The organism is Methanosarcina barkeri 3 (genome assembly GCF_000970305.1).
Classification (GTDB): domain Archaea; phylum Halobacteriota; class Methanosarcinia; order Methanosarcinales; family Methanosarcinaceae; genus Methanosarcina; species Methanosarcina barkeri_A.
This window is the reverse complement of the sequence record NZ_CP009517.1, coordinates 1,909,898-1,934,518: the sequence shown is the minus strand read 5'-3', so window position 1 is coordinate 1,934,518 and position 24,621 is coordinate 1,909,898. Positions and strand designations below refer to the sequence as shown.

At 41.5% G+C, this 24,621-nt stretch carries 18 protein-coding genes; 3 read left to right on the top strand and 15 right to left on the bottom strand.

From position 1 onward, the window contains the following. Positions 1-333: 333 nt before the first annotated feature. From MSBR3_RS07775 to MSBR3_RS07745, 7 genes are all read right to left on the bottom strand, one after another. A complete protein-coding gene (locus MSBR3_RS07775; protein WP_048107415.1) occupies positions 334-1,269 on the bottom strand; it encodes an ABC transporter ATP-binding protein in 936 nt (311 codons plus the stop codon). Continuing rightward, positions 1,262-2,200, bottom strand: a complete 939-nt coding sequence (locus MSBR3_RS07770; RefSeq protein ID WP_052723325.1) for an ABC transporter ATP-binding protein — start codon at positions 2,198-2,200, stop codon at positions 1,262-1,264. The genes MSBR3_RS07775 and MSBR3_RS07770 overlap by 8 nt, the downstream gene beginning before the upstream one ends. A gap of 1 nt (position 2,201) precedes the next feature. Continuing rightward, a complete protein-coding gene (nikC, locus tag MSBR3_RS07765; protein ID WP_048107414.1) occupies positions 2,202-3,041 on the bottom strand; it encodes a nickel transporter permease in 840 nt (279 codons plus the stop codon). Next, positions 3,025-3,975 carry a nickel ABC transporter permease gene (nikB, locus tag MSBR3_RS07760; RefSeq protein ID WP_048107413.1) on the bottom strand — a complete coding sequence of 317 codons (951 nt, stop codon included), beginning with the start codon at positions 3,973-3,975 and terminating at the stop codon, positions 3,025-3,027. The genes nikC and nikB overlap by 17 nt, the downstream gene beginning before the upstream one ends. Before the next feature lie 126 nt (positions 3,976-4,101). Next, a complete protein-coding gene (locus tag MSBR3_RS07755) occupies positions 4,102-4,794 on the bottom strand; it encodes a class I SAM-dependent methyltransferase (protein WP_048107412.1) in 693 nt (230 codons plus the stop codon). An 11-nt stretch (positions 4,795-4,805) separates the two neighbouring features. Then, positions 4,806-6,464 carry an ABC transporter substrate-binding protein gene (locus MSBR3_RS07750; protein ID WP_230627966.1) on the bottom strand — a complete coding sequence of 553 codons (1,659 nt, stop codon included), beginning with the start codon at positions 6,462-6,464 and terminating at the stop codon, positions 4,806-4,808. A 250-nt stretch (positions 6,465-6,714) separates the two neighbouring features. Next, entirely contained in the window at positions 6,715-8,289 is a 1,575-nt protein-coding gene (locus MSBR3_RS07745; protein WP_048107411.1) for an ABC transporter substrate-binding protein, read from the bottom strand. A gap of 706 nt (positions 8,290-8,995) precedes the next feature. Between MSBR3_RS07745 and MSBR3_RS07740 the strand changes: the two genes are divergently transcribed. The 3 genes from MSBR3_RS07740 (at position 8,996) to MSBR3_RS07730 (ending at position 16,610) form a co-directional block, all read left to right on the top strand. Then, a complete protein-coding gene (locus MSBR3_RS07740) occupies positions 8,996-9,838 on the top strand; it encodes a class I SAM-dependent methyltransferase (RefSeq protein ID WP_230627964.1) in 843 nt (280 codons plus the stop codon). A 416-nt stretch (positions 9,839-10,254) separates the two neighbouring features. Further along, positions 10,255-11,529, top strand: a complete 1,275-nt coding sequence (locus MSBR3_RS07735; RefSeq protein WP_230627962.1) for an MFS transporter — start codon at positions 10,255-10,257, stop codon at positions 11,527-11,529. Positions 11,530-12,011: 482 nt separating this feature from the next. Further along, on the top strand, positions 12,012-16,610 hold the full coding sequence (locus MSBR3_RS07730; RefSeq protein ID WP_048107410.1) for an SIR2 family protein: 4,599 nt from the start codon (positions 12,012-12,014) through the stop codon (positions 16,608-16,610). A 513-nt stretch (positions 16,611-17,123) separates the two neighbouring features. Here MSBR3_RS07730 and rpsJ read toward each other — a convergent pair. The 8 genes from rpsJ to rpoA2 form a co-directional block, all read right to left on the bottom strand. After that, complete coding sequence (gene rpsJ / locus MSBR3_RS07725; protein ID WP_011021276.1) at positions 17,124-17,432, bottom strand: 30S ribosomal protein S10; 309 nt, start codon at positions 17,430-17,432, stop codon at positions 17,124-17,126. Between the two features lie 36 nt (positions 17,433-17,468). Further along, a complete protein-coding gene (gene tuf / locus MSBR3_RS07720) occupies positions 17,469-18,737 on the bottom strand; it encodes a translation elongation factor EF-1 subunit alpha (protein ID WP_048107409.1) in 1,269 nt (422 codons plus the stop codon). 353 nt (positions 18,738-19,090) lie between these two features. Further along, a complete protein-coding gene (locus tag MSBR3_RS07715; RefSeq protein ID WP_048107408.1) occupies positions 19,091-21,283 on the bottom strand; it encodes an elongation factor EF-2 in 2,193 nt (730 codons plus the stop codon). Between the two features lie 68 nt (positions 21,284-21,351). Then, the gene (locus MSBR3_RS07710) at positions 21,352-21,918 is read right to left on the bottom strand and encodes a 30S ribosomal protein S7 (protein ID WP_048107407.1); all 567 of its coding nucleotides are present in this window, start codon (positions 21,916-21,918) and stop codon (positions 21,352-21,354) included. Continuing rightward, positions 21,915-22,343 carry a 30S ribosomal protein S12 gene (locus MSBR3_RS07705; RefSeq protein ID WP_048107406.1) on the bottom strand — a complete coding sequence of 143 codons (429 nt, stop codon included), beginning with the start codon at positions 22,341-22,343 and terminating at the stop codon, positions 21,915-21,917. The genes MSBR3_RS07710 and MSBR3_RS07705 overlap by 4 nt, the downstream gene beginning before the upstream one ends. A 107-nt stretch (positions 22,344-22,450) precedes the next feature. Further along, a complete protein-coding gene (locus tag MSBR3_RS07700; protein ID WP_048107405.1) occupies positions 22,451-22,876 on the bottom strand; it encodes a NusA-like transcription termination signal-binding factor in 426 nt (141 codons plus the stop codon). 20 nt (positions 22,877-22,896) lie between these two features. Next, a complete protein-coding gene (locus MSBR3_RS07695; RefSeq protein WP_080942242.1) occupies positions 22,897-23,193 on the bottom strand; it encodes a 50S ribosomal protein L30e in 297 nt (98 codons plus the stop codon). A 250-nt stretch (positions 23,194-23,443) separates the two neighbouring features. Beyond that, positions 23,444-24,598 carry a DNA-directed RNA polymerase subunit A'' gene (gene rpoA2 / locus MSBR3_RS07690; protein WP_394297726.1) on the bottom strand — a complete coding sequence of 385 codons (1,155 nt, stop codon included), beginning with the start codon at positions 24,596-24,598 and terminating at the stop codon, positions 23,444-23,446. Positions 24,599-24,621: the final 23 nt, after the last annotated feature.

Below are 24,621 nucleotides of genomic sequence, written 5' to 3'. Positions count from 1 at the left end.
AGCCTGAGTCTAACAATTAAGTGTTAATAATACAGAAAAGCTGTAGAATTCTCTAACAATACCTTTAAACTATATACTAGACTTTTATGCCCTTCAGGAAGGAGTGTCAGGTATCTACAGCTACTACGGTTGCGCAGAATTCCGTAGTATTTATGATATTAGTTGTTTATCAATCAGTTGTTTATTAGATCAGTTGCTTATCAGATCAGTTGCTTATCAAATCAGTTGCTTATCAGATCAGTTGTGCGTTAGATTAATTGTTTATCAGTTTAGTTGTTTATCAGTTTAGTTGTTTATCAGTTTAGTTGTTTATCAGTTTAGTTGTTCATTAGATTAGTTTTTTGGACTGCCGCATTTTGATTTCCAGCACCTCACCAATCTACCTGAGACATCCTGTAATTTCTGTGGCTTTTTACACGCATCCATTCTCTCACGGCATAATCTGTAGTAGGAACAACCTGAAAAACCATAAGGAAGTTCTCCGATCTCCTCAGGCACCACAACCTCAAGTGACATATACCGTGCTGCATCCAGGAGAGCACGCGTATAAGGATGCAATGGTCGATCAAACACATCCGCCCCTTCCTCAACAATCTCACCTGCATACATCACCAGTACCCGATCGGAAACAGCCTTCGCCGCCTCCAGGTCGTGTGTAATAAACACCAGGCTGAGACCGCGTTTCATCTGAATCTCTTTGAGCATCGTCACAATAAAAGCCTGCACCGACACATCAAGCATCGAGGTCGCTTCGTCACAGACCAGTAACTCAGGCTTCAGAGCAAGTGCTCTGGCAATTACAACCCTCTGCAGTTCCCCTCCTGAAAGCTCGTGAGGATATCGGGTCTTGTGTTCCGCAGAAAGCCCTACTTCTGCAAACAGGGCATCTACATTTGTTGAAATCTCCTCTCTGGAAAAACCTCCGCAAATGATAAATGGCTCGGCAACCGATTTTTCAACCGTCCATCTAGGATCAACCACATCATCCGGATTCTGGGGAATCAGCTGGATTTTCCCCATAAACTTTCGAAGATTCTTCCAGCTCATTCCGGTCAATTTCGTCCCGTTAAAAAACACTTCCCCGGAAACCGGCTCAAGTTGCTGGACAAGCATCTTTGCAAGCGTTGATTTACCACACCCCGACTCACCGACAACAGCCACCGTTTCACCCGGAAAGATCTCAAGCTCAACGCCGCAGACAGCTGTCTTTTTGACTGTTTTAATCAATCCTGAGGTGTAAACATAATGCAGATTATCTGCCTTAAGCATACATCCAGCACCTCACACATCTTCCGTTTATTTCCACAACCGGCGGATTTTTCAGGCACCTGTCCGTTTTATGCGGACATCGAGGATGAAACCTGCAACCTTCCGGCACCTCAATCATCGAAGGTGACGGGCCTGGAATCGGGTGCATGCCACGCTCCGGCACCGCGTCTAAAAGTGCCTGTGAATACGGATGCAAAGGTTCTTTGAAAAACGGTTCCTTCTCTGCGATCTCTATAATCTGTCCGCAATAGTTTACCGCGATTCTGTCTGACATCGCTCGGGCAAAACCTACATCATGCGTAATTAAAAGAAACGCACAGCCTTTAGAGGCAACCTTTTGAAAAATTGCTGCAATATTGCGCTTCTTAAGCACATCAACGCCTTTTGTCGGTTCATCAGCGATAATGAGTTCAGGATCTGCAGCCGTTCCCATTGCAACCATTGCTCTTTGTAACATTCCGCCACTGTACTGGAACGGGTATTCCCTTTCCCGCACTTCAGGAGGGATGATATCGAAATACTTCAGAGCCTGACATGTTCTTGACTTTGCATCTTCTTTACTCATTCCAAGATGTGCCTGCATTGGCTCTGCAACTTGAGTGCCAACCCTTATTCCGGGGTTCATTGCAAGATATGGGTTCTGAGCAATTGATGAAACCATTTTGCCGCGGACTTTCTGCATTTCCTTCTCGGAAAGAGCTGAAATTTCCATACCTTCAAGTTCCACTTTGCCGGAAAACATCGCATTCGGAGGAAGCAGCCGCATTATTGCCTGGCCAAGAATTGACTTACCGCTGCCTGACTCCCCAATCAGTGAAAAAACCTCGTGTTTGTTAATCGAAAATGTTGCATCATCAACCGCGTGAACCGTTCCCTGCTCAGTCGGGATTGTTACAGAAACGTCGGATACTTTTAGCAATACATCAGACATGTCAGAACCTCCCTTCAAGTTCAATATTTTTCATCTTCTGGTCAAGTGCATCCCTCAACCCATCGCCGAAATAGTTGAATGCAAGAACAGTTATCATTATAAAAAGACCCGGGAAAAGCATCAGCCAGGGAGCGGTTGTGAAATATGTACGGCCTGCATTCAACATTGCACCCCATTCCGGTGTTGACGGCTGCACCCCAAGTCCGAGGAAGCTTAAACCGGCCGCTGCCAGAATCACATTACCGATCCCAAGCGATGCCATGATCAAAACAGGAGATATAATGTTGGGAAGAACATGCTTTATCATTACATAAGCATTTGAAGCACCAATCCACCTGGATGCCCGAACATAGCCTTTTGTCTTGACGTCAAGTGTTGAACCTCGTGCAACCCTTGCAAACACTGTCCACTCGACAGCAATTAAAGCAAGCATCATGTTTTCCATCCCCTGTCCCAAAAACGCTGTAATTGCAAGTGCCAGAAACATTGACGGAAAAGCAAGGAAACTGTCCGTTAGCCGCATGATAATCTCATCCAGACACCCTCCGTAATACCCTGCCAGAACGCCAAGCGTCATTCCTATTACAAGTGAAATGCTAACAACCGCAAACCCGACTAAAAGTGATGCTCGTGCACCGTATATTACCATTGTAAGGATATCGCGGCCAAGGTTATCGGTCCCGAAAAGGTGATCGAAAGACGGAGGCTGCAGACGGTTCTGCAGGTCTTTTTCCGTGTAATCATATGGGGCTAAAAAACCGGCAAATATGGCCATGAAGATAAGCCCGCCGAGAATTATCAGGGAAAGAGCAATCTGTCGGTTTTTAAGAAGTTTTATCATAGCGTATCTCCGGATTAGCCCAAACGTAGACCAGGTCTACAAAGAAGTTGATCAGAAGGAAAATGACGGCAACAAAGAGCACCGAGCCCTGTACCATCATATAGTCGTGGGAAAGAATTGAGTCCACCACAAGATTTCCAATGCCTGACCATCCGAAAATTGTCTCAACAACAACCGAGCCGTTTAATAGAAAACCAATCGACAGACCGATCACCGTGATAACCGGAACAAGTGCGTTTTTCAATGCGTGCCTGACAATGACGATTTTTTCAGATAGTCCTTTTCCACGGGCAGTCTGGATGTACTCCTTTCCCATGACATCCAGCATGCTTGAACGGATCATCCTCATCATTACGGCTGCTGACCCTGTCCCGAGAACAGCCGCCGGCAGAATCATGTAGCTGATGTCTGTCCCGTGGCCAAATCCGGATGCTGGGAGCCAGTGAACGATTACCGAGAAGAAAATTATCATCAGATAGGCCTGCCAGAAGTTAGGAATGGATACTCCGAGAAGAGCGCCAAAACGACAGGTGTCGTCAACAATGGTATTATGTTTCAGAGCTGAAACTACGCCGAGAGGGATAGCAATAACAAGAGCAATTGCAAGGGCAAGAACGGAAAGTTTCAGCGTATTCTCGAATGCATTCAGAACAGTTTCAAATACCGACTGTTCGCTCATGTACGAGTAGCCAAAGTCTCCGACAGCCGCATTTTTAAGCCAGTTCAAGTACTGGATGTAAAACGGCTGGTCAAGACCGTGGGCTATGCGGAAAGCTTCAACAGCTGCTTCATCATATCCACCTGAGGGGCTCGTCATCATAATCTCTGCAGGGTCGCCAGGTGCGATATAGATGAGTGAAAAACTCATGAATGAGATAAATATGAGGACAGGGACCAGATATAAAACCCGACGGATGAAATAATCATTTAGCATTGCAGTACCCTCGACAAGCTTAACGCTTCCTTGTAGAAACGAGGTATGGGGCTACATATCCGACCATGTTCCAGCAAAAATGCGTTATATTCGTCGTCTGCAATTTTGTCTTCCATTTTTTATTCCTCAATGTTTTATTCCGGTGGCAAGATACGGGACAGATAAATAGTCATAACCTTCCGGATCGCATCTTTTCATATACTCTGCATACTCGGGAAGAGATTTACAGGAGACCTCGAAAAACCCGTTATTTTCCATGATGGCTGTAACCATTTCAGGTGAGTTACTGTCATAAAGCGGAAGATATTCAATTAACTCATCATGATTTCTTTCTTCCGGGTTGTAATTTCTGTTTGGGACGTATCCTGGCTGGAACCATTGGCCATCGATTGCAAGAATTCTGCCCCCTGGCACCAGGACTCTCAGGCATTCACTGAAGAACTTGTCATGGTCCGTTAGCGTCCAGAGAAGGTGCATGTTTACGATAATATCGAACATACAATCTTCAAAAGGCAGGTTTTCTCCGTCACCTGCAACAAACCTGATTGACAAATTGCGGTCCTTTGCCCCTTCTTTTGCACGTGCAAGCATCTCTTCCGAGATGTCAAGAGCAGTAACATTGTGTCCCATTTCGGCAAAAACAAATGCCTGGATGCCAGGCCCTGTTCCAATATCAAGGACATTGAGTTTCTTACCAGCTGGCAGCTTCTCTGAAAAGAGTTTTTGCATCAGGAGAATCTCTTCATCAAGGTGGTCACGATACATTTTCCGATAATTCGGACTAATCTTGTTCCAGTGTTCTGTAATTTTGTCTTTCATTTTTTAATCCCTCAGGCAAGTTCCATTTCCTTTGTAATGAATGTGTATTCGTTTGGATAAATTTCAAAACCTTTGAGATTGGGGGAAAGTCCGTCAATTTCCTTCTTGTATGCGATAGAGATCAGTACCGCATCATTCTGGACCTGTTCCTGAATCATGTCGTAGAGTTTTGTACGTTTTTCTTTGTCTGTCTCAGCCCTTGCTTCAAGAATCCACTCATCAACCTGAGGATTGGAATAGCGGAGCCATGTGGATGCATAAGTTCCGGTTGAAAGGAAGTGACTTGATACGAAATAGTCAGGGTCTCCTACAGGTGCGACACCCCATGAATAAAGTGCAAGGTCATAATTTCCTGATACTGCATCGGCATTAATTGAGTTTGTTTCGGCAATTTTTATTGTAGTGGTGATGCCGATTTTTTCAAACTGGGCGGCAATTACTTCTGCCATTGGCTGGTGCGCTGCCTGTTTTGTATATGTCTGGATTTCAATTGTGAACGGTTTACCGTTGTAATAGAGTTTACCATCATTTCCTTGCTTGATTCCCGCTTCGGCAAAGAGTTCAAGGGCTTTTTCAGGGTTATATTCGTAAGCTTCAATCCTGTCGTTCGCACTCCAGGGCATGATGTCCGGGAATATTCCAACTGCCGGAGAGCCGGCAACACCTTCGAGGGCAGTATCAACGATTTCCTGCCGATCAATTGCATAATTAAGTGCCTGGCGAACCTTTACATCGTTGAACGGTGCTTTTCCTTCGTTAATGTACATGAAGTAGGTTCTAAGCGTTTCTTTGGATACGATATTAGTGTCAGGGTCAGCTTCAAGGGCTGCGTACTCGCTTTGCAGGACATCCCTTGCAATGTCAACATCGCCTGATTTGAGCAGAAGAGTTCTTGCAGCAGCATCTTTGCTGTACTGGATAATTATTCTGCCAATTTTTGGCGCTTCACCCCAGTAATCAGGATTCTTTACCAGTTCTATACTGGCACCCGGTTCGAACGAGACAAATTTGTATGGTCCAGTTCCGACAGGTTCGGTATCAAGGTTTTCTGCATCAGGACTTACAATTGACATGATGGTGTCTGTGAACATGAGAATAATTGGTGCATATGATTCGTTTGTTTCAACGACGACTGTGTAGTCATCGGTTTTGTAGACGTTTTTGATAAAAGAGTATTCTGATGACCTGCTGTTTGAGGAGTCAAGAACTCTGTTGATGGAATAAATCACGGCATCGGCGTCCATTATAGTTCCGTCATGGAAGGTTACGTTCCTGCGGAGCTGAATTTCCCATTTTGTATCATTTAACTGTTTATAACCTGTTGCAAGTTCAGGCTGGAGATTCATATTTTCGTCGTAAGAGAAGAGAGTCTCATATATTCCGGTTCTTCTCATCGGCCAACCTTCCCATGAAATAGAAGGATCAAGGCTTCCTCCTGTATCAGGGCCAGTTGTGAGAGCCACGCGAAGAACTTTTTCTTCAGAACCCTCTGTCTGAACACAACCCGAACAGATGACGACTGCAATAAAAAAAACTGTCGTGCAGGCAAATGATAACTTTGTCCTTAACACCATGTCAATACCTCTTCCAGTAGAAAAATTGTAATTATCCGGCTGGGTAATACGGCATATCGTAATTTCCAGCCCGGATAAAAAAACATCAATATTCATTATTCACTTCACTGATCTTTTCCGGAATGAAAAACCCTTGAAAGTATCCGTTTTCAGACACCATCTGATTTCAGATATTGTTCACGGCATGTTATCGTAAAAAGGAGAGATGGTTTAGGACTTCGCCACGTAAGCTTTATCCTTCACTGATCTATCCTTCACTGATCTCCCCTCGGAAGCACACCTTTCTACAAATAACATCAAATCTGCTGTCTGCAAACGGCAGTTTTCCTCATTTCCTCCTGCAAATTTATGCAAATCCGATGTCCTTGGTGATGATTGTATACTCGTTTGGATACATCTCAAAGCCTGTCACATTTGATGACAGTGCATAAATTTCGTTGGCATAGAAAACGGGCAGTAATACTGCATCTTTCTGAATCTGTATCTGGATTTTATCATACAGCTCAGCACGTTTCTTTTCGTCAGTTTCGGTTCTTGCTTCAAGAATCCACTTATCTACCTGAGGATTGGAATAGCGGAGCCATTTGGACGCGTAGTTGCCTGTTGAGAGGTAATGGCTTGAGAGGAAGTAGTCCGGGTCCCCGGTAGGTGCAGTGCTCCACGCGGCAAGTGAGAGGTCATAAGTTCCTGCAACAGCGTTTTCCGTAAGTGCAGCATTGTCCAGAATTGTCACAGTTGAGGTAATGCCAATTTTTTCTAGCTGTGAAGCGAGGATTTCCGCACTCGGCTGAAGAGCTGCACGTTTTGTATAGGTCTGGATGTCAATCATGAATGGTTTTCCGTTGTAGTACAGCTTACCATCCGTGCCTTTCGTGATTCCTGCTTCTTCGAAGAGTTCCAGAGCCTTTTCAGGGTTATAGTCGTAGGATTCAATCTGATTGTTTGCGTTCCAGGGCATGGTATTTGTGAATATTCCCTTTGCCGGTATACCGGAAACTCCTTCGAGTGCTGTATCAACGATTTCCTGGCGGTTGATCGCATAAAAGAGGGCCTGGCGGACTCTGGTGTCATTGAATGGGGCTTTGCCGCCATTTATATACAGGAAATAAGTCCGCAGTGTTTCTTTGGAAGTGACGTTTATATCAGGGTTACTCTTAAGTGCCGAATACTCGCTCTGGAGAGGATCTCTGGAAATGTCGACATCTCCTGATTTTATCAGCATTGTTCTTGCCGTACTGTCTTTGTTGTACTGAATGAGTATACGGTCAACTTTGGCCTCGCCGTCCCAGTAACTAGGGTTCTTTTCGACTTCAAGGCTTGCACCCGGTTCGAAGGAAACAAACTTGAAAGGACCGGTCCCATCCGGCTGTTTGTCCGCATCAACGATTTTAGGACTGACTATAGACATGACAGGGTCTACAAGAGATGAAATTAATGGAGCATAGACATCATTAGTTTCAATGACAATAGTGTACTCACCAGTCTTTCGTACATCTTTAATGAAAGAGTACTCTGATGACCTGCTGTTTGACGGATCAAGCACTCTTTTTAGCGAAAAGAGCACCGCATCTGCATCCATTTTTGTTCCGTCGTGGAAGGTTACATCCTTACGGAGCTGAATTTCCCACTCGGTATCGTTTAATTGTTTGTATCCGGATGCGAGTTTAGGCATAAGGTTCATGTCTGCATCGTAGTAAAACAATGTTTCATAGATGCCTGCCTGATGGACATACCACCCTGTCCAGCCGTTGGCAGGATCAAGACTGCCCCCGGTATCAGGACCTTCATTAAAAACTACGCGGAGAACTTTTTCTTTAGACGCCTCCCCAGTATCAACACATCCTGCACAGAGCAATGCTACAATTAGAATTACAGCAACAGTAGGGATGGAAACTTTTGTTTTTTGTGCATTAAATTTCATTATTAACACCAATACATAAATATTTAGTTTATTAACATTATTTTTAACTAGAATATGAGGAGTATATTTAAAGTGTGTGATTTTATTTTATATCTGTATATTTAAAGTGCGTGATTTTATTCCATACCTATCCAGTAAGTGTGATTAAGTACAAATTTTATTTGAAACAAAAACTGTTCAGTAAGTCGTATATGTGACCTGGCAGATGTTATGTTGCAGGTCTAACCGAACTACACCATTCCTGGGTTTGATAACTCGTTTTTAATCTAAGAGAGCTTTTTCAGGATGCAGCGTCCTCCATTTAGATCACTTTATTTATTTTTACCATTCAGAATAATATTATGCAGAATAGATGTATGACTTAATCGTTATTTATCTCAGTTAAATTAGGAAATAAAATGCATAACTATTAATATATTGTTAATTATGATGAGTTAAGCAAATTATTATTATAAATAGTAATACTACATATTGTTTTATTCATACACAATAAAATATAATTCTATAAAAAGATACCCAAATCACAGATTACTATACAGGCTTTCGAATTCGCTCATCATTATGCAAATATAAGAGGTTAAGGCCTTTATTCGGGATGAGGTGCCGTTAATCCAAATTAATCATGTTACAAACATAATATCGCTCTGGATAACAATGTTATTCCGGATAGAAACGGTTTGGTGCCAAGTTTGTTTGAGGAATAGAAATGACAGGTGGAACAGTAGAAATGACAGGTGAAACACTAGAAATGACAGGTGAAACACTAGAAATGACAGGTGAAACACTGGAAATGACAGATGGAATATTAGAAGTGAAAGATGGAATATCAGAGATGAAGGATAAAATTTTAGAATACTGGGACTACAGAAGTTCTGATTATCATACGGAATATGCCAAATGTATGGATGAAGAAATGGAGATTTGGAAATCTCTGTTTTATGAAATACTGCTAACGGATAAAAAAATCCGTGCAGTAGAAATAGGAACAGGTCCTGGAATTCTTGCAATCTCTCTTGCCTCCATGGGGCATGATGTAACCGGTGTGGATTTGTCAGAAAATATGCTTGAAAAAGCAGCGGAAAATGCCCGAAAAAAAGGAGTAGATGTTTCTTTAGTACAGGGAGATGCAGAAGAAATTCCTCTATGTGATGGAGAGTATGATTTCGTTTTGAGCAAATATCTTCTCTGGACCCTGCCTCAACCGGACAAGTTTATAAATGAGTGCTCCAGGCTTTTAAAAGACGGTGGCCTCATGATGATAATTGATGGTTTGTGGTTCCAGAACCCTGACGGGACAGAGAAGGAAAGTAGTCGTAATGACAGATTTAATGAGTTGTATTCTGGTGTTAAGCCGAACCTGCCCCTTGCGAAAAACAATACACCTGAGAGGATAACCTCCCTTGCACAATCCCATGGTTTTGAGGCTGTTTCATGGAGGTTCTTGGAAGATTATGATGCCTTTTTGGAACGGAATGATCCGTCCGGTCATTCAGCAGGGTATATCCAGCCTCCGCATATGATTCTTGCAAAGAAAATAAGTCAGACTTGATTAATCTTTTTTGGTTCTTCGTAAGTCAACCTTGATTTGACTCTTCGTAAGTCGGATTTGATTAATCTTTTCTGACTCTTCATAGTTTTGTATAATCAAATTGTTGACTTAAGGCCTTAAATACCTGCAGGGGACTTCCTCATTCACTCTATTTTATTCTGAAGATTATCACATAGAAAACGCGAAGATCAGGGTCTTATTTGTGGCCAGCGTTTACAAAACCGGCGAATATACGGTTGTGAATATACCGTTGTGAATATGCGGTTGCAATATTGACTCAAAAAGAAGTGCCGTTAATTCCGTTTTCTATGGTACAGATGTTTTTGCTCTCAGTTCTAATGTAACCGGGTTTGAGATATACCCAAATGAGCTGACGGTCCCGACATCAAAAATCCACCTTAAGTGAATGTGTTCAATTGGGACAATTGCCAGGGCTTATTCCATTAATCCGAGCAATTGCCCACGTTATTGAGATGCTGTATCAAAAATTACAATATTTTCAAGAAGGGATTACAATTACTGAAAACGTTAACAAAAAACTCACAGGGGTAATCACCGGACATTTTCTCATAGACCTCTATACCCCGATACTTCCGATTATCCTCCCACTCCTGATTGACACTATGGGCCTGTCCTATTTTCTTGCCGGCCTTATTGTCACGGCATTTAATGTTGTATCCTCAGTAACCCAACCGTTTGTCGGTCTCTACAGCGATAAAACCGGATGGCGTGCAAGTGTTCCTCTGTGCGTTTTAATTGGTAGTACTGGCATATGTCTTACGGTTTTCACAAAAAGTTATCTGGTACTTCTTATGATGGTAATGGGAGCTGCAATCGGCCATGCATTGTTCCATCCTTCAGCAATGGATCTTGTTTACCGATTAAGCTCTCCTGTCAAAAGGGGAATGTACACCTCAATATTCACAACAAGCGGCAGCATTAGCTATTCTCTTGGACCGTTTATTGCAGGAGTTTTGATTGAATTTGCCGGTCTTCCATCAATTATATGGATGGTGATTCCGGGTATTATAGGTGCTGCATGGATTTACCGAAATGACATCCGATATCTAAACAAAGAAGTTTTTGAAAAACCAGTCAGGACAGTTAAAAGTCAGCTTGCAGAGAAGAAAAAATTCTGGTGGATTCCTGCAGGGTTGGTTGTGGTAATCTGCTCTCTTCGAGCCTGGGCATACATGGGACTGATTACTTATCTGCCAACACTTCTAACTCTAGAACATAGAGAATTTGATACGGTGACAACATCTTTTATTGTCACGATTATGCTGTTCTTTGGAGTTGCGGGCCAGATTGCAGGCGGGTATTTCTCGGATCGTTACGGGCGTAAACTGATGCTCGTTCTGGGTCTTTTATGCGCAGTACCATTGTTTGCCCTTATTTTTCTTGCTGACGGCTGGCTAATGTACTTTGGGATTATGATGTACTCGTTTTTTGCCTGTTTCTGCTATGTGACATCAGTTACGATGACGCAGGAACTTCTCCCCGGAAACGTCGCATTTGCATCGGGACTTATTCTCGGGCTCTGTATGGGTATTGGGGGAGTAGGAGCCGCAATTATCGGATGGGCTGCTGATGTCATGGGATCGCTTTCGGACGCAATGTTTCTGTTGATTATTCCTACGATGTTGTGTCCCATTCTTGCAGTGTTTGTCCGGTATCCAGCGGAAAATTAAAAATTACAACCACAATAATCAAAGTTGCGCTGGCGTAGCCTGCTGCAAGCAACGGGTATGTTTGCACCACCGTTCCAAATTCCGTTAAAGGAAATAATAACCTTAAGTAATTTAGTTTAAGCAGAGGTTAATAACTGGAAACGAAATTGAGAAATTATATTATCTTCAATAGTTGCCGTAAAATTTTCCATTCTAGCAGCAAGCAGGCTGTCAGACAATTATTGGTAGTAATAAAAAGTGCTAAAAAGAAGCAAATCAGACCTTTAAATTAAAAAAGGAATTCTTTTATTACTGAAGGTAATTGTCGGACAGCCTGCAAGCTAGCGGAGCATTCGACTGAAATAAATACTTTTTTACTCAGAACAGTTTTTATGTTAATATTATGAGAAATTTGTTATTAGAAATGTGAAAAATGACAAAATTTTTGAATTAGTATCTCTCATTTGATTTTGGAATTCTAAGCACGGAAGATGATACGCCATATGTCTGATCATATAAGAGCTTTAGCCAATCACATGGTTTCAAGAAAAAAAGCAGGCGCTGACCCATATATTTTGTTCCTCGGAGCTGGAGCATCCATAAATTCTGGATGCTCAAATTTGATGAAAATTGTTGATGATGTATTGAAATCTCATGCTACTAAGTCAGATCTTGATTATTGGGAAGATAAAATTAAAGAAGCTGATCAAGAAAATAAAGAATTTGCAGAATATCTAAATGAAAAAATTAACCAAGAAAAACGTACTTATTTTTTTGAAACTTGGAAAAAATTAGGAGACAGTGATCGATATTTAATTCTTAAAAAACATTTATTGGAAAACAAAAATCCTTCTGAAGGATATGGTCATTTAGTCCAACTAATAAGAAATGGCTTCATTAAAATGGTCTTTTCGACAAACTTAGACAACTTACTAGAAAGAGCTTTAATTAATGCAGGATTGTGCCAGTCAGAAAATTTTGTTGTAATTATAAATAATAAAGATCGACCCGAAGTAATAGTCGAACAGCTTAATTCTCCGTTTATTCCTTTGAAAATAATTAAACTTCATGGTAGTTTAGAATCTCCAAAAAGCTATGCTTTTACTCAGAACGAAATCTTTGCTTTTGAAAGTAAAATCAATTCGGATATTTCTAGATTTATCAATCAGAGTCTCATAATTGTAGGACACAGCATGCAAGATCGAGATGTATGCACGCTTTTTGAAAAGGAAGGAGATGAAATTTATTTTGTAAATCCGACAACTCCTCCGGCAGAAAGTGAAGGTTCGAAAATTTTATCAGTTCGTGGTAAAGGAGAAATAATAGTTGGAGAAGATGGACATTTTGACGCATTTTTTAGAAAACTATTGATGTATGCGAAATATGAAGAAGAAAGTAATGGTTCAATTTCTTTCAGTGAAAGCAGAGTTAATGCCTCGAGACTTGAAGTTTCTGACCTTGAAAATATAGTGACTCATAAATCATATATAGAGTCTGATCCCTCTGAAACCTTTACCTTCTCTTCTATGAATATGGAGCATAGAATAATAGAACTTTACAAGTCTTTAGAAAACCGTTCTGTTGTCTCTGATTATTTAGATAGAAATGTGTGCAAAGCGAAAAACTTCAGTCCCAGCATTGCTTTGTTTTCAAGCACAAACAATTATGAAAATATGTACCAAGCAATTAATGAAAACAAACACGTTGTACTTCTTTGTGATGCGGGAGTAGGGAAAACAACTGAGCTAAAGCAACTTGCTTATCATTGTTCGAGGCTTCGTTCTTACTGTCCTATTTTTATTCCTCTCAACCTATACACAAACAGGAGAATTAAAGAGTATTTCCCTAAAAATTGGGAGCAAATACCAGAAAAAGAGCTACTTGTTTTGCTTGATGGATTTGATGAAATTGAAAGTAAAAATATCAATGATGCAATTCGTGAAATAGAATTTTTTGTGAGAGAATATCCAAATGTGCACATTGTAGTCTCTTGCAGAACTAATTTTTACAAAATAGAAACTGAAGAAGATGAAGGTCTGTTGAATGGGTTTACTTCTTATATACTTCTTAACCTTGAAAATAAAGAGATTAAGAAATATGCCAAAGATAAGCTGGATTTTAAATCAACATATTTTTTTGATTCGATCTACGAGAAAGATCTTTATCCTTTACTGAAATCTCCTTTTTATTTAAAATACTTAATTGAATTGTTTACAAAAAACAATGACTTGCCAAAAAGTAAAGCCGAAATATTCAAAAATTTATTAGAATTAAGAATTAAACTTGACATTAAGCACTATCGCACAACAAAAGAACTGAAGAATGAGAAGGAAAATGTAATGAAAATCCTAGAACACATTGCCTTAGCAATGGAATGTCTAGGAAGAAACTACATTGGTAATAAAGAATTAGAAGATATATTACCAAAACCATCTTCAAGAGAATTATTGAAATACTGCACGACATGGGTTAAGCAAGAAGTAGATAATGTAACTTGGCAATTTGAGCATAATAATTTCCAGGAGTATCTAGCAGCTAAAAAACTTTCAAACTATCCCATTGAAGTGATTAAGGGACTTGTATCTTCTGGAAATGAACATGAAAAAATTTCTCTTTCTTGGTTAAATACCCTTTCTTTTCTAGTTGCCCTCTATAGTGCTGATGATCTAAAAAAATGGATTTTATCCGTGCAACCTGAACTTTTTGTTAAGTTTGAGTATAATACAATCAGTAAAAAAGAGAGGATTCAAATATTCAAGGAAATATTCGAAAGCTATGAAGAAAAAGAAATATGGATACCATGGGGTAAGTTCCGGATTGATGAACTTGCGAGATTCGGACAATCTGATGAGATAGTCCACTACTTGCTGAAAAAGATCGAAAGCGGTGCACATTTTACTACTATAGGAACGGCAATCGAATTATTGTGCAAAATAAAAGATATACCGACAGAGTATAAAGATAAGGTAAAAGATATTTTAATAAAGCGCGCTTTGGAAACAAGTTATGAAGGAATTGTGCAAAATTATGCCCTTGAGTGTTTGTCGGTCCACAAATTCGATTCAAAAGGGATCGTTGATCAAATTGTGCCTTCACTGAGAAGATCAAAAGATGATAACATCAGGTCAGGATTGTATCGTCTTTTATGTAATAGTGATTTTCTTAATGATTACGTAGATATTTTTCTAGAAGGAGTTGATTGTGCATATTCCCGAAAGGTTTTTTCTTCTTCAGAACTTACATACTTAAAAGAAGGTTTTAATAAAGCTAATTCTCCTGAATCAATTAAAAAAATTGTAGAATTTTTTAGGAAAAAACCTGAAAATTTAGAAAATATTTATTTTAACCGGGAAATTGGTTTTTTGGACAATGCTGTTCAAGCTTACAAGAAAGATCCTTCAATTTTAGAACCTTGTTTGGAGTTATTCAAAGCATTATTAATAGGGCATGAAAGGCAGGCTCAAAATTTTCTATGTTTTTTTGACAATGCCGATTTAAGACTCCAGGTTTTTCAAAATATTTATTTGGAAAGGAATGTTGAGAAAGATGCATTTTTAATCCTCGGAGCTTTAGCTGATATGAACTGTATTGAATTTTATGTTAATGAATATGAGGACAGGAGAATTACAGATTCCGAAATATGGAGTCTACAAAACTCACTTGCGTTTGAAAATAAGCAGTTGTGTCCTCAATTTAACAGACTTATTGTCGAAAAGTTTGGAGAAAGATTTGCTTTACCTCCCAAAAAAGATTATGAAAAAATGAGGATTCAAGGAGTTCAAAGAGACATTGAGTTGATTTTTAATAAAGATCTATTCCTTGGAGAAATTTCTAGGATCTTCAAAATAAGCAAGAAAGAAAAACTTACACGCTCCGAGCTCTCTCACATTAAATTAGAAAATTTTGAAGATAATATTTCTGAGTTAATAATTCGTTTATTATACAAAATTGCTGGTGATAAAACAATTACTCTTGAAGAAGCTATTGAAAATATTAATGGTTTGAAGTGGGACTATTTTGTCATAGGAAAAGTTTACGAGATGTCGATAAGAGATGAGAGCATTAGTTTTACGCCGGAACAAAAACAATATGTATCTGAATGGTGCCTTTCACACGTTCATAATGTTGATTTTAAAAAAGCAATTTCTAAAACGGATAAAAGGATAACCACTGATCGAACAGCCATACTTCTGTGGTATTTTTTAAGAAAATTTGATATTTCCTATCCAGTAAATGTTCTATTAGACATGATTTCTTTTGATAGTTTTGATTTAGGGACCGAATTTGTTGGAATAGAATATCTGGAAAGGCGGTTATCTCCCAAAGAAATGAAAACAAGAATTTTAGAAAATTTGAAGGAAGGAATCGAATATGACTTCGTTTTGGAAAATCACGTTATTTACTGCAAAAGCTACAGAATGAAACAAATATTACAATTTACTCCTGACATTATAACTGATGTAAATCGAGCTTATAGTGCACGAAAACTAGCATTGGACATTACTGCTGAAATGTCAGAAGACCTATATGAATTAGAAGTTATATTAACAAAAATAAGTGATGACTTTAAATGGGAAATTCTTAAAATACTTATTGATAATAATAAGGATTGTGAAGCTTTTCTTTTAAACACTTATAACAACGGAAACGAAAATGATAAATTACAGTCCTCTGCTTACTTAATGAAATCTCAAAATATAAAGGGACTTCAATTTTTAATTGAATGGATAAAAGAAAATGAAAAATATCCTTGGTTTATTGGTGAATCTCCTCTACGATCCATTCACGATTTTATTTTTGTTCCAGATTTATTAAGGTTACTGAAAATGAGTTATCAAGAAGACATTTCCCAAGACAGTTTTCACAGCTTGCATAATGACGTTTTGGAAGCTTTATCAAGAATAGCAATGGACTCTGAACGAAATTTCTCCGAAATTAAAGAATGCATTGAGGATTTTATCATTGAGAATTCGTCAAATATCAAGGATATTAAATTTCTGTACTCTTACCTAGAAAACTTAGAACTTAAGTTTTATGAGGCAAGAAGCAAAGACATCAATTATGTAAAAGCTAAGTTTCGAGAATTAAATATAACTATGTGAGTTAGATGGAACTCTCTCTTTATTGAGGTTTACAAGAAAAGCTCAACACTACGTAAGGCTTTACAGGTAGAAAACTCATCCCCAAAAAGGGCTTTATAAACTCATATATATTTCACACCTACCAGCTTGTCTGGAGGCTCTTCATGAATAGTTTATACAGTTAATAAGGTTATCAGGTCAGAGTTTGTTGTAATCTATTCTCTTTTTGTTCTCCTGAGCGAAACTAAAGGATCTCGTGTTCCGATGAAAAAATCATTAATCAAAGTCAGATCTTGCCGCACCTGCAGAAAGTGGGATACTCATATCTGCAAACCCATATCTAAGCAAGATCAGATTTACAAGAAGACAAAAGTTGCAGAAACGCTGGCGGAAAGAGCGTCTAAATTGACGGCCGCCGGCAGATTCCTCATAAATTTATACTGAGGAAAATAGTCTATTCTAAAGTAAAGAAATGGAAAAGAAGTTTGCAAGACCGGGTACAGAAAGTTTCTGTAGCCTGTCTCTATTTCTCGATTATCCTTCGAGTACGATTTCGATATTGATATCTTTAGGAACCTGAATTCTCATGAGCTGACGAAGTGCCCTTTCATCGGCTGCAATATCAATGAGACGCTTGTGTACACGCATCTCCCAGTGGTCCCAGGTTGCAGTTCCGTCTCCGCTCGGGCTTTTTCTTGTAGGAACTACAAGTTTCTTTGTGGGTAGCGGAACAGGTCCTGAAATGTTAACTCCTGTTCTTTCCGCAATGGATTTGACCTGATTGCAGACTCCGTCCAGATCTTTGGGACTGATGCCTGACAATCTAATTCTAGCTTTCTGCATACCTTTTTTCTCCTTAAAAAATGAAAAAGGAGAGTGTTATTTCTGCTTAACACTCATGCACATGCCTGCGGCAATTGTCATACCCATATCACGGATAGCAAACCTGCCGAGCTGTGGAATTTCTTTTACTGGCTCGATAACCATTGGCTTTGTTGGCTTGATGGTAACGATTGCTGCATCTCCTGCCTTAAGGAAGGTTGGGTTCTCTTCCTTTACCTGTCCAGTCTTCGGGTCCAGCTTCTTGTTAAGCTCGATCAGCTGGCATGCAATCTGGGAGGTGTGGGCGTGGAAAACAGGGGTGTATCCGGCAGTGATTGCGGAGGGGTGCTGCAGAACAACAATCTGTCCTACAAACTCGTCAGCTACTTTTGGTGGGTTGTCAACATGACCACAAACGTCTCCTCTGCGGACATCGGCCTTGCCGATACCACGGATGTTCCAGCCAATGTTGTCTCCTGGAAGTGCCTGTGGAATTTCTTCGTGGTGCATCTCAATGGATTTTACTTCACCGGTTGCTCCGCCTGGCATGAAGACGACCTTGTCACCCTTCTTCATAACACCTGTTTCAACTCTGCCTACAGGTACGGTTCCGATACCGGAAATTGTGTATGCATCTTCGACAGGGATCCTGAGAGGGAGATTAGATGGTTTTTCCGGTTCTTTGAGGTTATTGAGAGAGTCCATAATGGATGGGCCCTTGTACCAGGGAGTATTTTCACTGTTCTTTATAATGTTGTCACCGTAGAATGCAGAGGTCGGGATGAAGGGGATTTCGCTTGGCTTGAACCCGATCATCTTAAGGATACCGGAGACCTGCTCGACGACTTCCTTATACCTGGCTTCGCTGTATTCGACTGCATCCATCTTGTTGATTGCGACAATCAGCTGGTTAATGCCGAGGGTTCTGGAAAGGAAAATGTGTTCCTTAGTCTGGGCCATGACACCATCAGGAGCTGCGACAACAAGGACAGCAGCGTCAGCCTGGGAAGCACCTGTGATCATGTTCTTTACGAAGTCACGGTGGCCTGGGCAGTCTACGACTGTGAAGTAGAATTTGTCTGTGTCGAATCTCTTGTGAGCGATGTCAATTGTAATACCTCTTTCACGCTCTTCCTTAAGAGAGTCCATAACCCATGCGAAGGCGAAAGATTCCTTACCCTTCTGCTTTGCTTCTTCTCTAAACTTCTCGATGATATGTGGAGCTACAGCTCCTGCATCGAACATTAAGCGTCCTACGAATGTTGATTTTCCGTGGTCAATGTGACCAATCACTGCTAAATTCATGTGCGGTTTATCAGCTGCCATATTATAATTCTCCTGTAATTCTGGATGAGTTTCATTCGTATATCAAATATTTACTATATTAATATTAGGGCGGATCTCAATACTGATTCATCTTTTCTATATTCTTTCGTCCGATCAATATTGTCAGTTTTCCCTTTCCGGACTCCTTCTTGAACCGCCACTTTCTAAATTTCCAGTGGTCTGGACTGCTTTCCCCAATATAGGCATACCTTATCTTAAAGCTTTCCGATTGGCCATATACCCGAACCGATAGGGATACTCCTCCCTTCCAGATCGGTCCGGGTGCTTTTATCTATCCTATCTGAGGATAGGTATATCCATATAAATATTAAGGGAAAAGCGGAAAATTCCGCTTACATTGAAAGGTAATCAGCGGCTTTGGGCAATTCTTTCTTCAGGCCCTTCCTTTCTCTTATCTGGCCCACAATTTCGTTCTGAATGCTGGTAGGCACAACGTCAAACCCTCCGAATTCGGTGCTCCACATGGCACGTCCTTCAGTTGCAGACCTGATCTCACCAGCAAATCCGAACATCTCAGCTACAGGCACTCTAGCCTCAATAATTGCCAGGTCTCCTTCCGTACTCATGTTAAGAATAATTCCACGGCGGCCCTGCAGTTCCTTTGTTGCACCACCCATTAAAAGCTGGGGTACCTGAACAAAAACCTTCTGATAAGGTTCGAGCAGAGTGTCGTCTGCCATAAGCATACCTGCCTGAATTGCCTGCCTTGAAGCAGGAATGACCTGGGCAGGACCTCTGTGGATTGCGTCTTCGTGAAGCTTCGCATCTACGAGCACGCATTTAACGTTTGCCACAGGTTCCCTTGTAAGTGGGCCTGCACGCATGACTTCCTCAAACCCATCAAGCACAAGTTCCATTGTCTCATTGAGGTACTGGATACCTTTGGTCATATCAATGAAGATATTGGAATTGAAGATCCCGACAATGCCTTTTGCCTCTTCTTTGTCCATTCCGAGATCCATGAGTTTCTGCCTGCGTTCAAGCTCGGGCAGATTCATGCTGATATCGCCGGCTTTAATAGCACTGACAATTTCAAGGTCAAGGGGTTCCACAAAGATATAGAACCTGTTGTGTCTGTTTGGAGACTTTCCTTCCGTAGGTTCGATCTTTCTCTTAATAGTTTCTCTGTAAACGACAATTGGCTTGCTCGTGGTGATCTCAACGTTCTTGTCCCTTTGAATCCTGTGGGCAATAACTTCAAGGTGAAGTTCTCCCATGCCTGCCATCAGGTGTTCTCCGGTTTCCTCGTCAAGAGTGATCTGAAGGGTCGGGTCTTCCTTTGCAACCTGTCTGAGCACCTCAATCAGTTTGGGCAGATCTTTGGTGTGCTTTGCTTCTACAGCCACAGTAACCACAGGCTCACTTACGTGCCTTATGCTTTCGAAAGGCGTCATGCCTTCGAGAGTTGTTACAGTGGATCCCACGATCGCTTCTTTCAGACCGGTAACCGCGGCAATGTTTCCTGCAGGAATCTTTTCCACTTCAAGCCTCTCAGGGCCCATGAAGATACCTACCTGCTGGACTCTGCTCTTCTTTGCAGTGCCTGAGGTGTAGACTTCCATACCACGGGAAAAAGAACCGCTGAACAGCCTTCCTGTTGCAACTTCACCTGCGTGGGGGTCAACTGAAATGTCAGTTACCATGAACGCAAGATCTCCTTCCGGATTTGCGTGGGTCATGGACTCTCCGATTTCAGATTTCGCATCTCCATGCCAGATAACAGGTACTCTTCCCTTTTGGGCGTCAAGTGGGTTTGGCAAGAAGTGAATAACCATGTCAAGAACAGCTTCGTGCAGGGGACATTTTTCTGCAAGAGACTTCATGTCTCCGGCTTTACAGTAATTGTATACGTCGTTAAAAGAAACCCCGGTTTTCTTCATCATGGGCACACTGATTGCCCAGTTGTAAAGAGCTGACCCGAAAGCAACAGTTCCGGCTGCAGCATCGACTCTCCAGCCTGCCTTGTATTTTTCAGGGTTCATGTTCTTGATGAGCTTGTTCACGTGATCAATGACTTTTCCAAGACGGACCTGCATTTCCTGGGAATCGACCTGAAGCTCATTGATTAGCCTGTCTACTTTGTTAACGAAAAGTACGGGTCTGACATGTTCCCTGAGTGCCTGCCTCAGCACGGTTTCGGTCTGGGGCATTGTACCTTCGACTGCATCCACGACAACAACAGCCCCGTCCACAGCTCTCATGGCACGAGTTACGTCCCCACCAAAGTCAACGTGTCCGGGGGTGTCGATCAGATTGATCAGGTAGTCTTCATTATCAAAAGTGTGAACCATGGAAACGTTGGAGGCATCGATTGTAATACCTCTTTGTTGTTCCTCTTCGTCGGAGTCCATGAATAACTGTCTGCCTGCAAGTTCCTTCGAAATCATGCCGGCACCGGCTAACAGGTTGTCCGATAATGTAGTTTTTCCGTGGTCAATGTGCGCAACGATCCCGATATTTCTTATTCTTACCGGCTCATTCATGAGCGTCGTTACGCGCTCGACCATTTTCTTCCTTCGTCCCATGCTAATACCTTTTAAACAAATATAATCTAGATCTATGATTTTTATATCGAGGCAACCCGCATAATCGATTAACGTGCTGCCTTTGCTACTCTTTCTTTTGCATCCTTCCTATTGATAGCGAAGGACTTCGTGTCACGATTTGCAGCGCCTATTAATTCGGTTGCCAGACATTCCGCAATCGAACGCTTGGATTTGAAGGCTGCATTGTTGGTTCCCATACTGATGTAGCGCAGGGCTGTATCCACACGCCTCTGTGGTGCGGTATCTACTGCTTTTGGCACGGAAATTCCGCCGTATTTCAGCCTTACCACTTCTTCCCTCGGACCTGCGTTAGCAATAGCATCCACAAGCACCTGGATAGGGTTCTGCTTGGTTTTCTTGTTCACGATGTCGAAAGCTTCTTCAACAGCGCGGAGAGTCCTCTGCTTCTTTCCTGTGTTTACCTCAGTCCTCATCAGGTTATTTGCCAGACGTTCTACAATAGAAATTTCGGATTTGTTAAACTGCTGCCTGGCGTGCTTTCCACTGCTGTGGGGAACAATAACAGGAGTAAGACTGACATAGCGCTTAATTCCTAGGTCTCGGACTTCAACTTCAGTCGGGTCCCATTTGCCGAATATCTTCAAGAAAATCATCTCCTGGGTTTTTCCAATCTGCCGATAACCAGCTGGTTCAGGGACACATTGTTTACGGCAATTACTTTGAAGCGTACGCCCGGAATATCACCCATAGCACCACCCATGCGACCTCCAATCCTTTCCACGGTCACTTCATCGTGTTCGTCAATGAAGTTAACTGCGCCGTCTCCTGGACAGAAAGCAGTTACCTGACGCCCGTTTTTGATGAGCTGGATTCTTACGCATTTGCGGATAGCTGAGTTTGGCTGCTTTGCTTCAACTCCTACCTTTTCTAACACAATACCCCGACCCTGCGGTGCACCACCGAGCGGATCGGCTTTCACGTTCAGCCCAAGAACTCGCCTGCCGTAGTATGAGTCTTTCCAGCGGGCATTTTTCCTGTTCTGTGTGAGAATATTAGCTGCATATTTTCCTTTAGCCATTGTTAATTTCTCCAAATTAAAAATTGATCTCAGTTTTCTAGGGCATACTGGATGCCAGATTATCCTTCAACGCCGGATTAATGGATCAGTGTAAATTAAAAGTTAGATTACTGCAGGATCACGTCTTCTATATTATGATGGCGACGGGCAAGCATCTTTACTTTTTCTATATTTTTTCCATTGCGGCCTATGGCAAGCCCCTTCTCTTTATTAGGTACCTCTACATAAGCTAATCGCTTGCCATTTTTGTTTATAATGTTTACCGAACTCACGGACACAGGTCCGAAGGCGTTCTTCAGGAAGGTGACAGGTTCATCGGAATATTCCACAAGCTCTATGGGTTTGTCAAGAGTCTTTTTAACACGGTTTATATTCTCCCCGTTTCTGCCTATAGCAAGTCCCATATCACCCTGTTTTACGACATATACAAGCCTTTCCTCTTCAGGAATACAATCGAGGATTTTAGCTCGTGTCATATTTTCAAATAACGCAATGTACTGGATGCTTTCTGCAGTAAGTCTTATTTCACCCAAGACGTTGCCAACTCCTTCTTTTAAACTGTAGCTGCCAGGATATCGGATTCTCCTACATCGAGGATTGCCATGGCTGCAATAGTAAAGGGCTTACCACATACTGGCCCGAGTTCTACACTTGTGCCATCGAATTCCAGAACAGGGACATTTGTTGCCTGAACTTTCTTTTTAATTTCTTCGGGGCAGTTTGATGCCAGGACCACCATTTTTGCAGATCCGTCTGCTGCTGCATCCACAGTCCGGTTGGCTCCAATTATTACTTTTCCTGTTTTCACAGCTTTAATAAGAGATTTATCAACATTGATCTTCATTTTCATCAACTCTGTCTCAAATGAGCTCGTCTACTCTGTCTCTTTCCTAATAAAGATTTTCCAAGCTCGGTTATATGGTACTCTAAATACCTGATGCCTTATATCTATTTTCTGGTTATGAGCCTCGCAGACTCGAGTTTCTGCATCAGGATTTTCCGAGTTTCGTAAAGGTAACGTATACCTGATCTGAAATGGTCTCTTATCAGGCTACGGATTTAAATAATTATAGGTTGAGTTTCAGGTTTTTTGCAAACCTTCACTCTTCCTCGGCTTCAACTTTCTCTGTTTTTCGGCTTATAAGGTGCACGTCTCCGGTACCCATGCGGATCGGTTGGCCGACGATAATGTTTTCCGTGACCCCCTGGAGCTGATCCACATCACCGCGCATTCCTGCATCCAGCAGGTGATTTACCGTAACTTCAAAAGCTGCACGGGCAAAAACACTTGCCTTTTCACCTGAAATTCCGTGTCTTCCGATCTGTTTTACTTCCCCGTCACAGGTCATGAGATCGGCCACAAGCATAATATGCCGGATGTCTACAGTTAGACCCTGTTCGCGCAGGGTGTCTGTAGCTTCCTTAATAATCGCGTTCCTTGCAGCTTCGATTCCAAGTACTTCATAAATTTCGTTAATATTATTTGTACTTGTCCTTGTCTTGTCCACGCCATCGAACTGAAGCACTTCACGCAGGGCCGAACCTTCGGTATAGAGAGTATACTCTTCCCCTTCCTTACGGACTACCACACGCTTGATCCCTTCTATTCCTTTCAGGGTGACATTGTGGATGCTTTTTGCAAGCTGGAGAAGCTCTCTGTAAGAAGGTTCTCCAGGGGAAATAATAATCTGGTTATCTATATCCTGGGAAATGACAACCATTACGTTCAATTCTTCGTTAAACTTTTCTTTTACCTGATCTATAGTAATATTCCTGCCTTCCATTGCCTTCTCATGCAGGTCAATTATCAACTTCATCTGGGAAAGATCAGTGGTCACGTCAGCAATGTGGTCGATTTTCGTTGCTTCGATTTCCCAGGCAAGGACTCTTGTCTTTTCCCTGTCGTAAGCATAATCTTCAGGATTCTCTTTCGAAAGAGCAATCGTCATCATAGGAGTGCTCGGAATTTTTCGAGCATCCACAATTTCGATAAGACGGGGCAGACCGAGAGTAACGTTAATCTCAGCCACACCAGCGTAGTGGAAGGTACGCATTGTCATCTGGGTGCCTGGCTCCCCTATGGACTGGGCTGCAACCACACCGGCAGCATCACAGGGCTCAATGCACGAGCTGCGATACTCTTCCATTACATTTTCTATAATCTCTTCCATTTCCTTTTTACTTACTCCGGCTTTGATAACATCGTCCCTGAGAGTGTTAAGGATATTTGTAGGGAGAGGCAAGTCTTTTATCATGCTATCGATTGTGCTTTCACTAA

Coding starts and splice junctions, on each gene's coding strand:
- MSBR3_RS07710 (WP_048107407.1), bottom strand. CDS start 21,918: ATGATTTTCTTGAAGATATTCGGCAAATGGGACCCGACTGAAGTTGAA.
- nikB (WP_048107413.1), bottom strand. CDS start 3,975: ATGCTAAATGATTATTTCATCCGTCGGGTTTTATATCTGGTCCCTGTC.
- MSBR3_RS07755 (WP_048107412.1), bottom strand. CDS start 4,794: ATGAAAGACAAAATTACAGAACACTGGAACAAGATTAGTCCGAATTAT.
- MSBR3_RS07715 (WP_048107408.1), bottom strand. CDS start 21,283: ATGGGACGAAGGAAGAAAATGGTCGAGCGCGTAACGACGCTCATGAAT.
- rpsJ (WP_011021276.1), bottom strand. CDS start 17,432: ATGCAGAAAGCTAGAATTAGATTGTCAGGCATCAGTCCCAAAGATCTG.
- MSBR3_RS07775 (WP_048107415.1), bottom strand. CDS start 1,269: ATGCTTAAGGCAGATAATCTGCATTATGTTTACACCTCAGGATTGATT.
- MSBR3_RS07730 (WP_048107410.1), top strand. CDS start 12,012: ATGTCTGATCATATAAGAGCTTTAGCCAATCACATGGTTTCAAGAAAA.
- rpoA2 (WP_394297726.1), bottom strand. CDS start 24,598: ATGATAAAAGACTTGCCTCTCCCTACAAATATCCTTAACACTCTCAGG.
- MSBR3_RS07705 (WP_048107406.1), bottom strand. CDS start 22,343: ATGGCTAAAGGAAAATATGCAGCTAATATTCTCACACAGAACAGGAAA.
- nikC (WP_048107414.1), bottom strand. CDS start 3,041: ATGATAAAACTTCTTAAAAACCGACAGATTGCTCTTTCCCTGATAATT.
- tuf (WP_048107409.1), bottom strand. CDS start 18,737: ATGGCAGCTGATAAACCGCACATGAATTTAGCAGTGATTGGTCACATT.
- MSBR3_RS07770 (WP_052723325.1), bottom strand. CDS start 2,200: ATGTCTGATGTATTGCTAAAAGTATCCGACGTTTCTGTAACAATCCCG.
- MSBR3_RS07695 (WP_080942242.1), bottom strand. CDS start 23,193: ATGAAAATGAAGATCAATGTTGATAAATCTCTTATTAAAGCTGTGAAA.
- MSBR3_RS07745 (WP_048107411.1), bottom strand. CDS start 8,289: ATGAAATTTAATGCACAAAAAACAAAAGTTTCCATCCCTACTGTTGCT.
- MSBR3_RS07740 (WP_230627964.1), top strand. CDS start 8,996: ATGACAGGTGGAACAGTAGAAATGACAGGTGAAACACTAGAAATGACA.
- MSBR3_RS07750 (WP_230627966.1), bottom strand. CDS start 6,464: ATGAATATTGATGTTTTTTTATCCGGGCTGGAAATTACGATATGCCGT.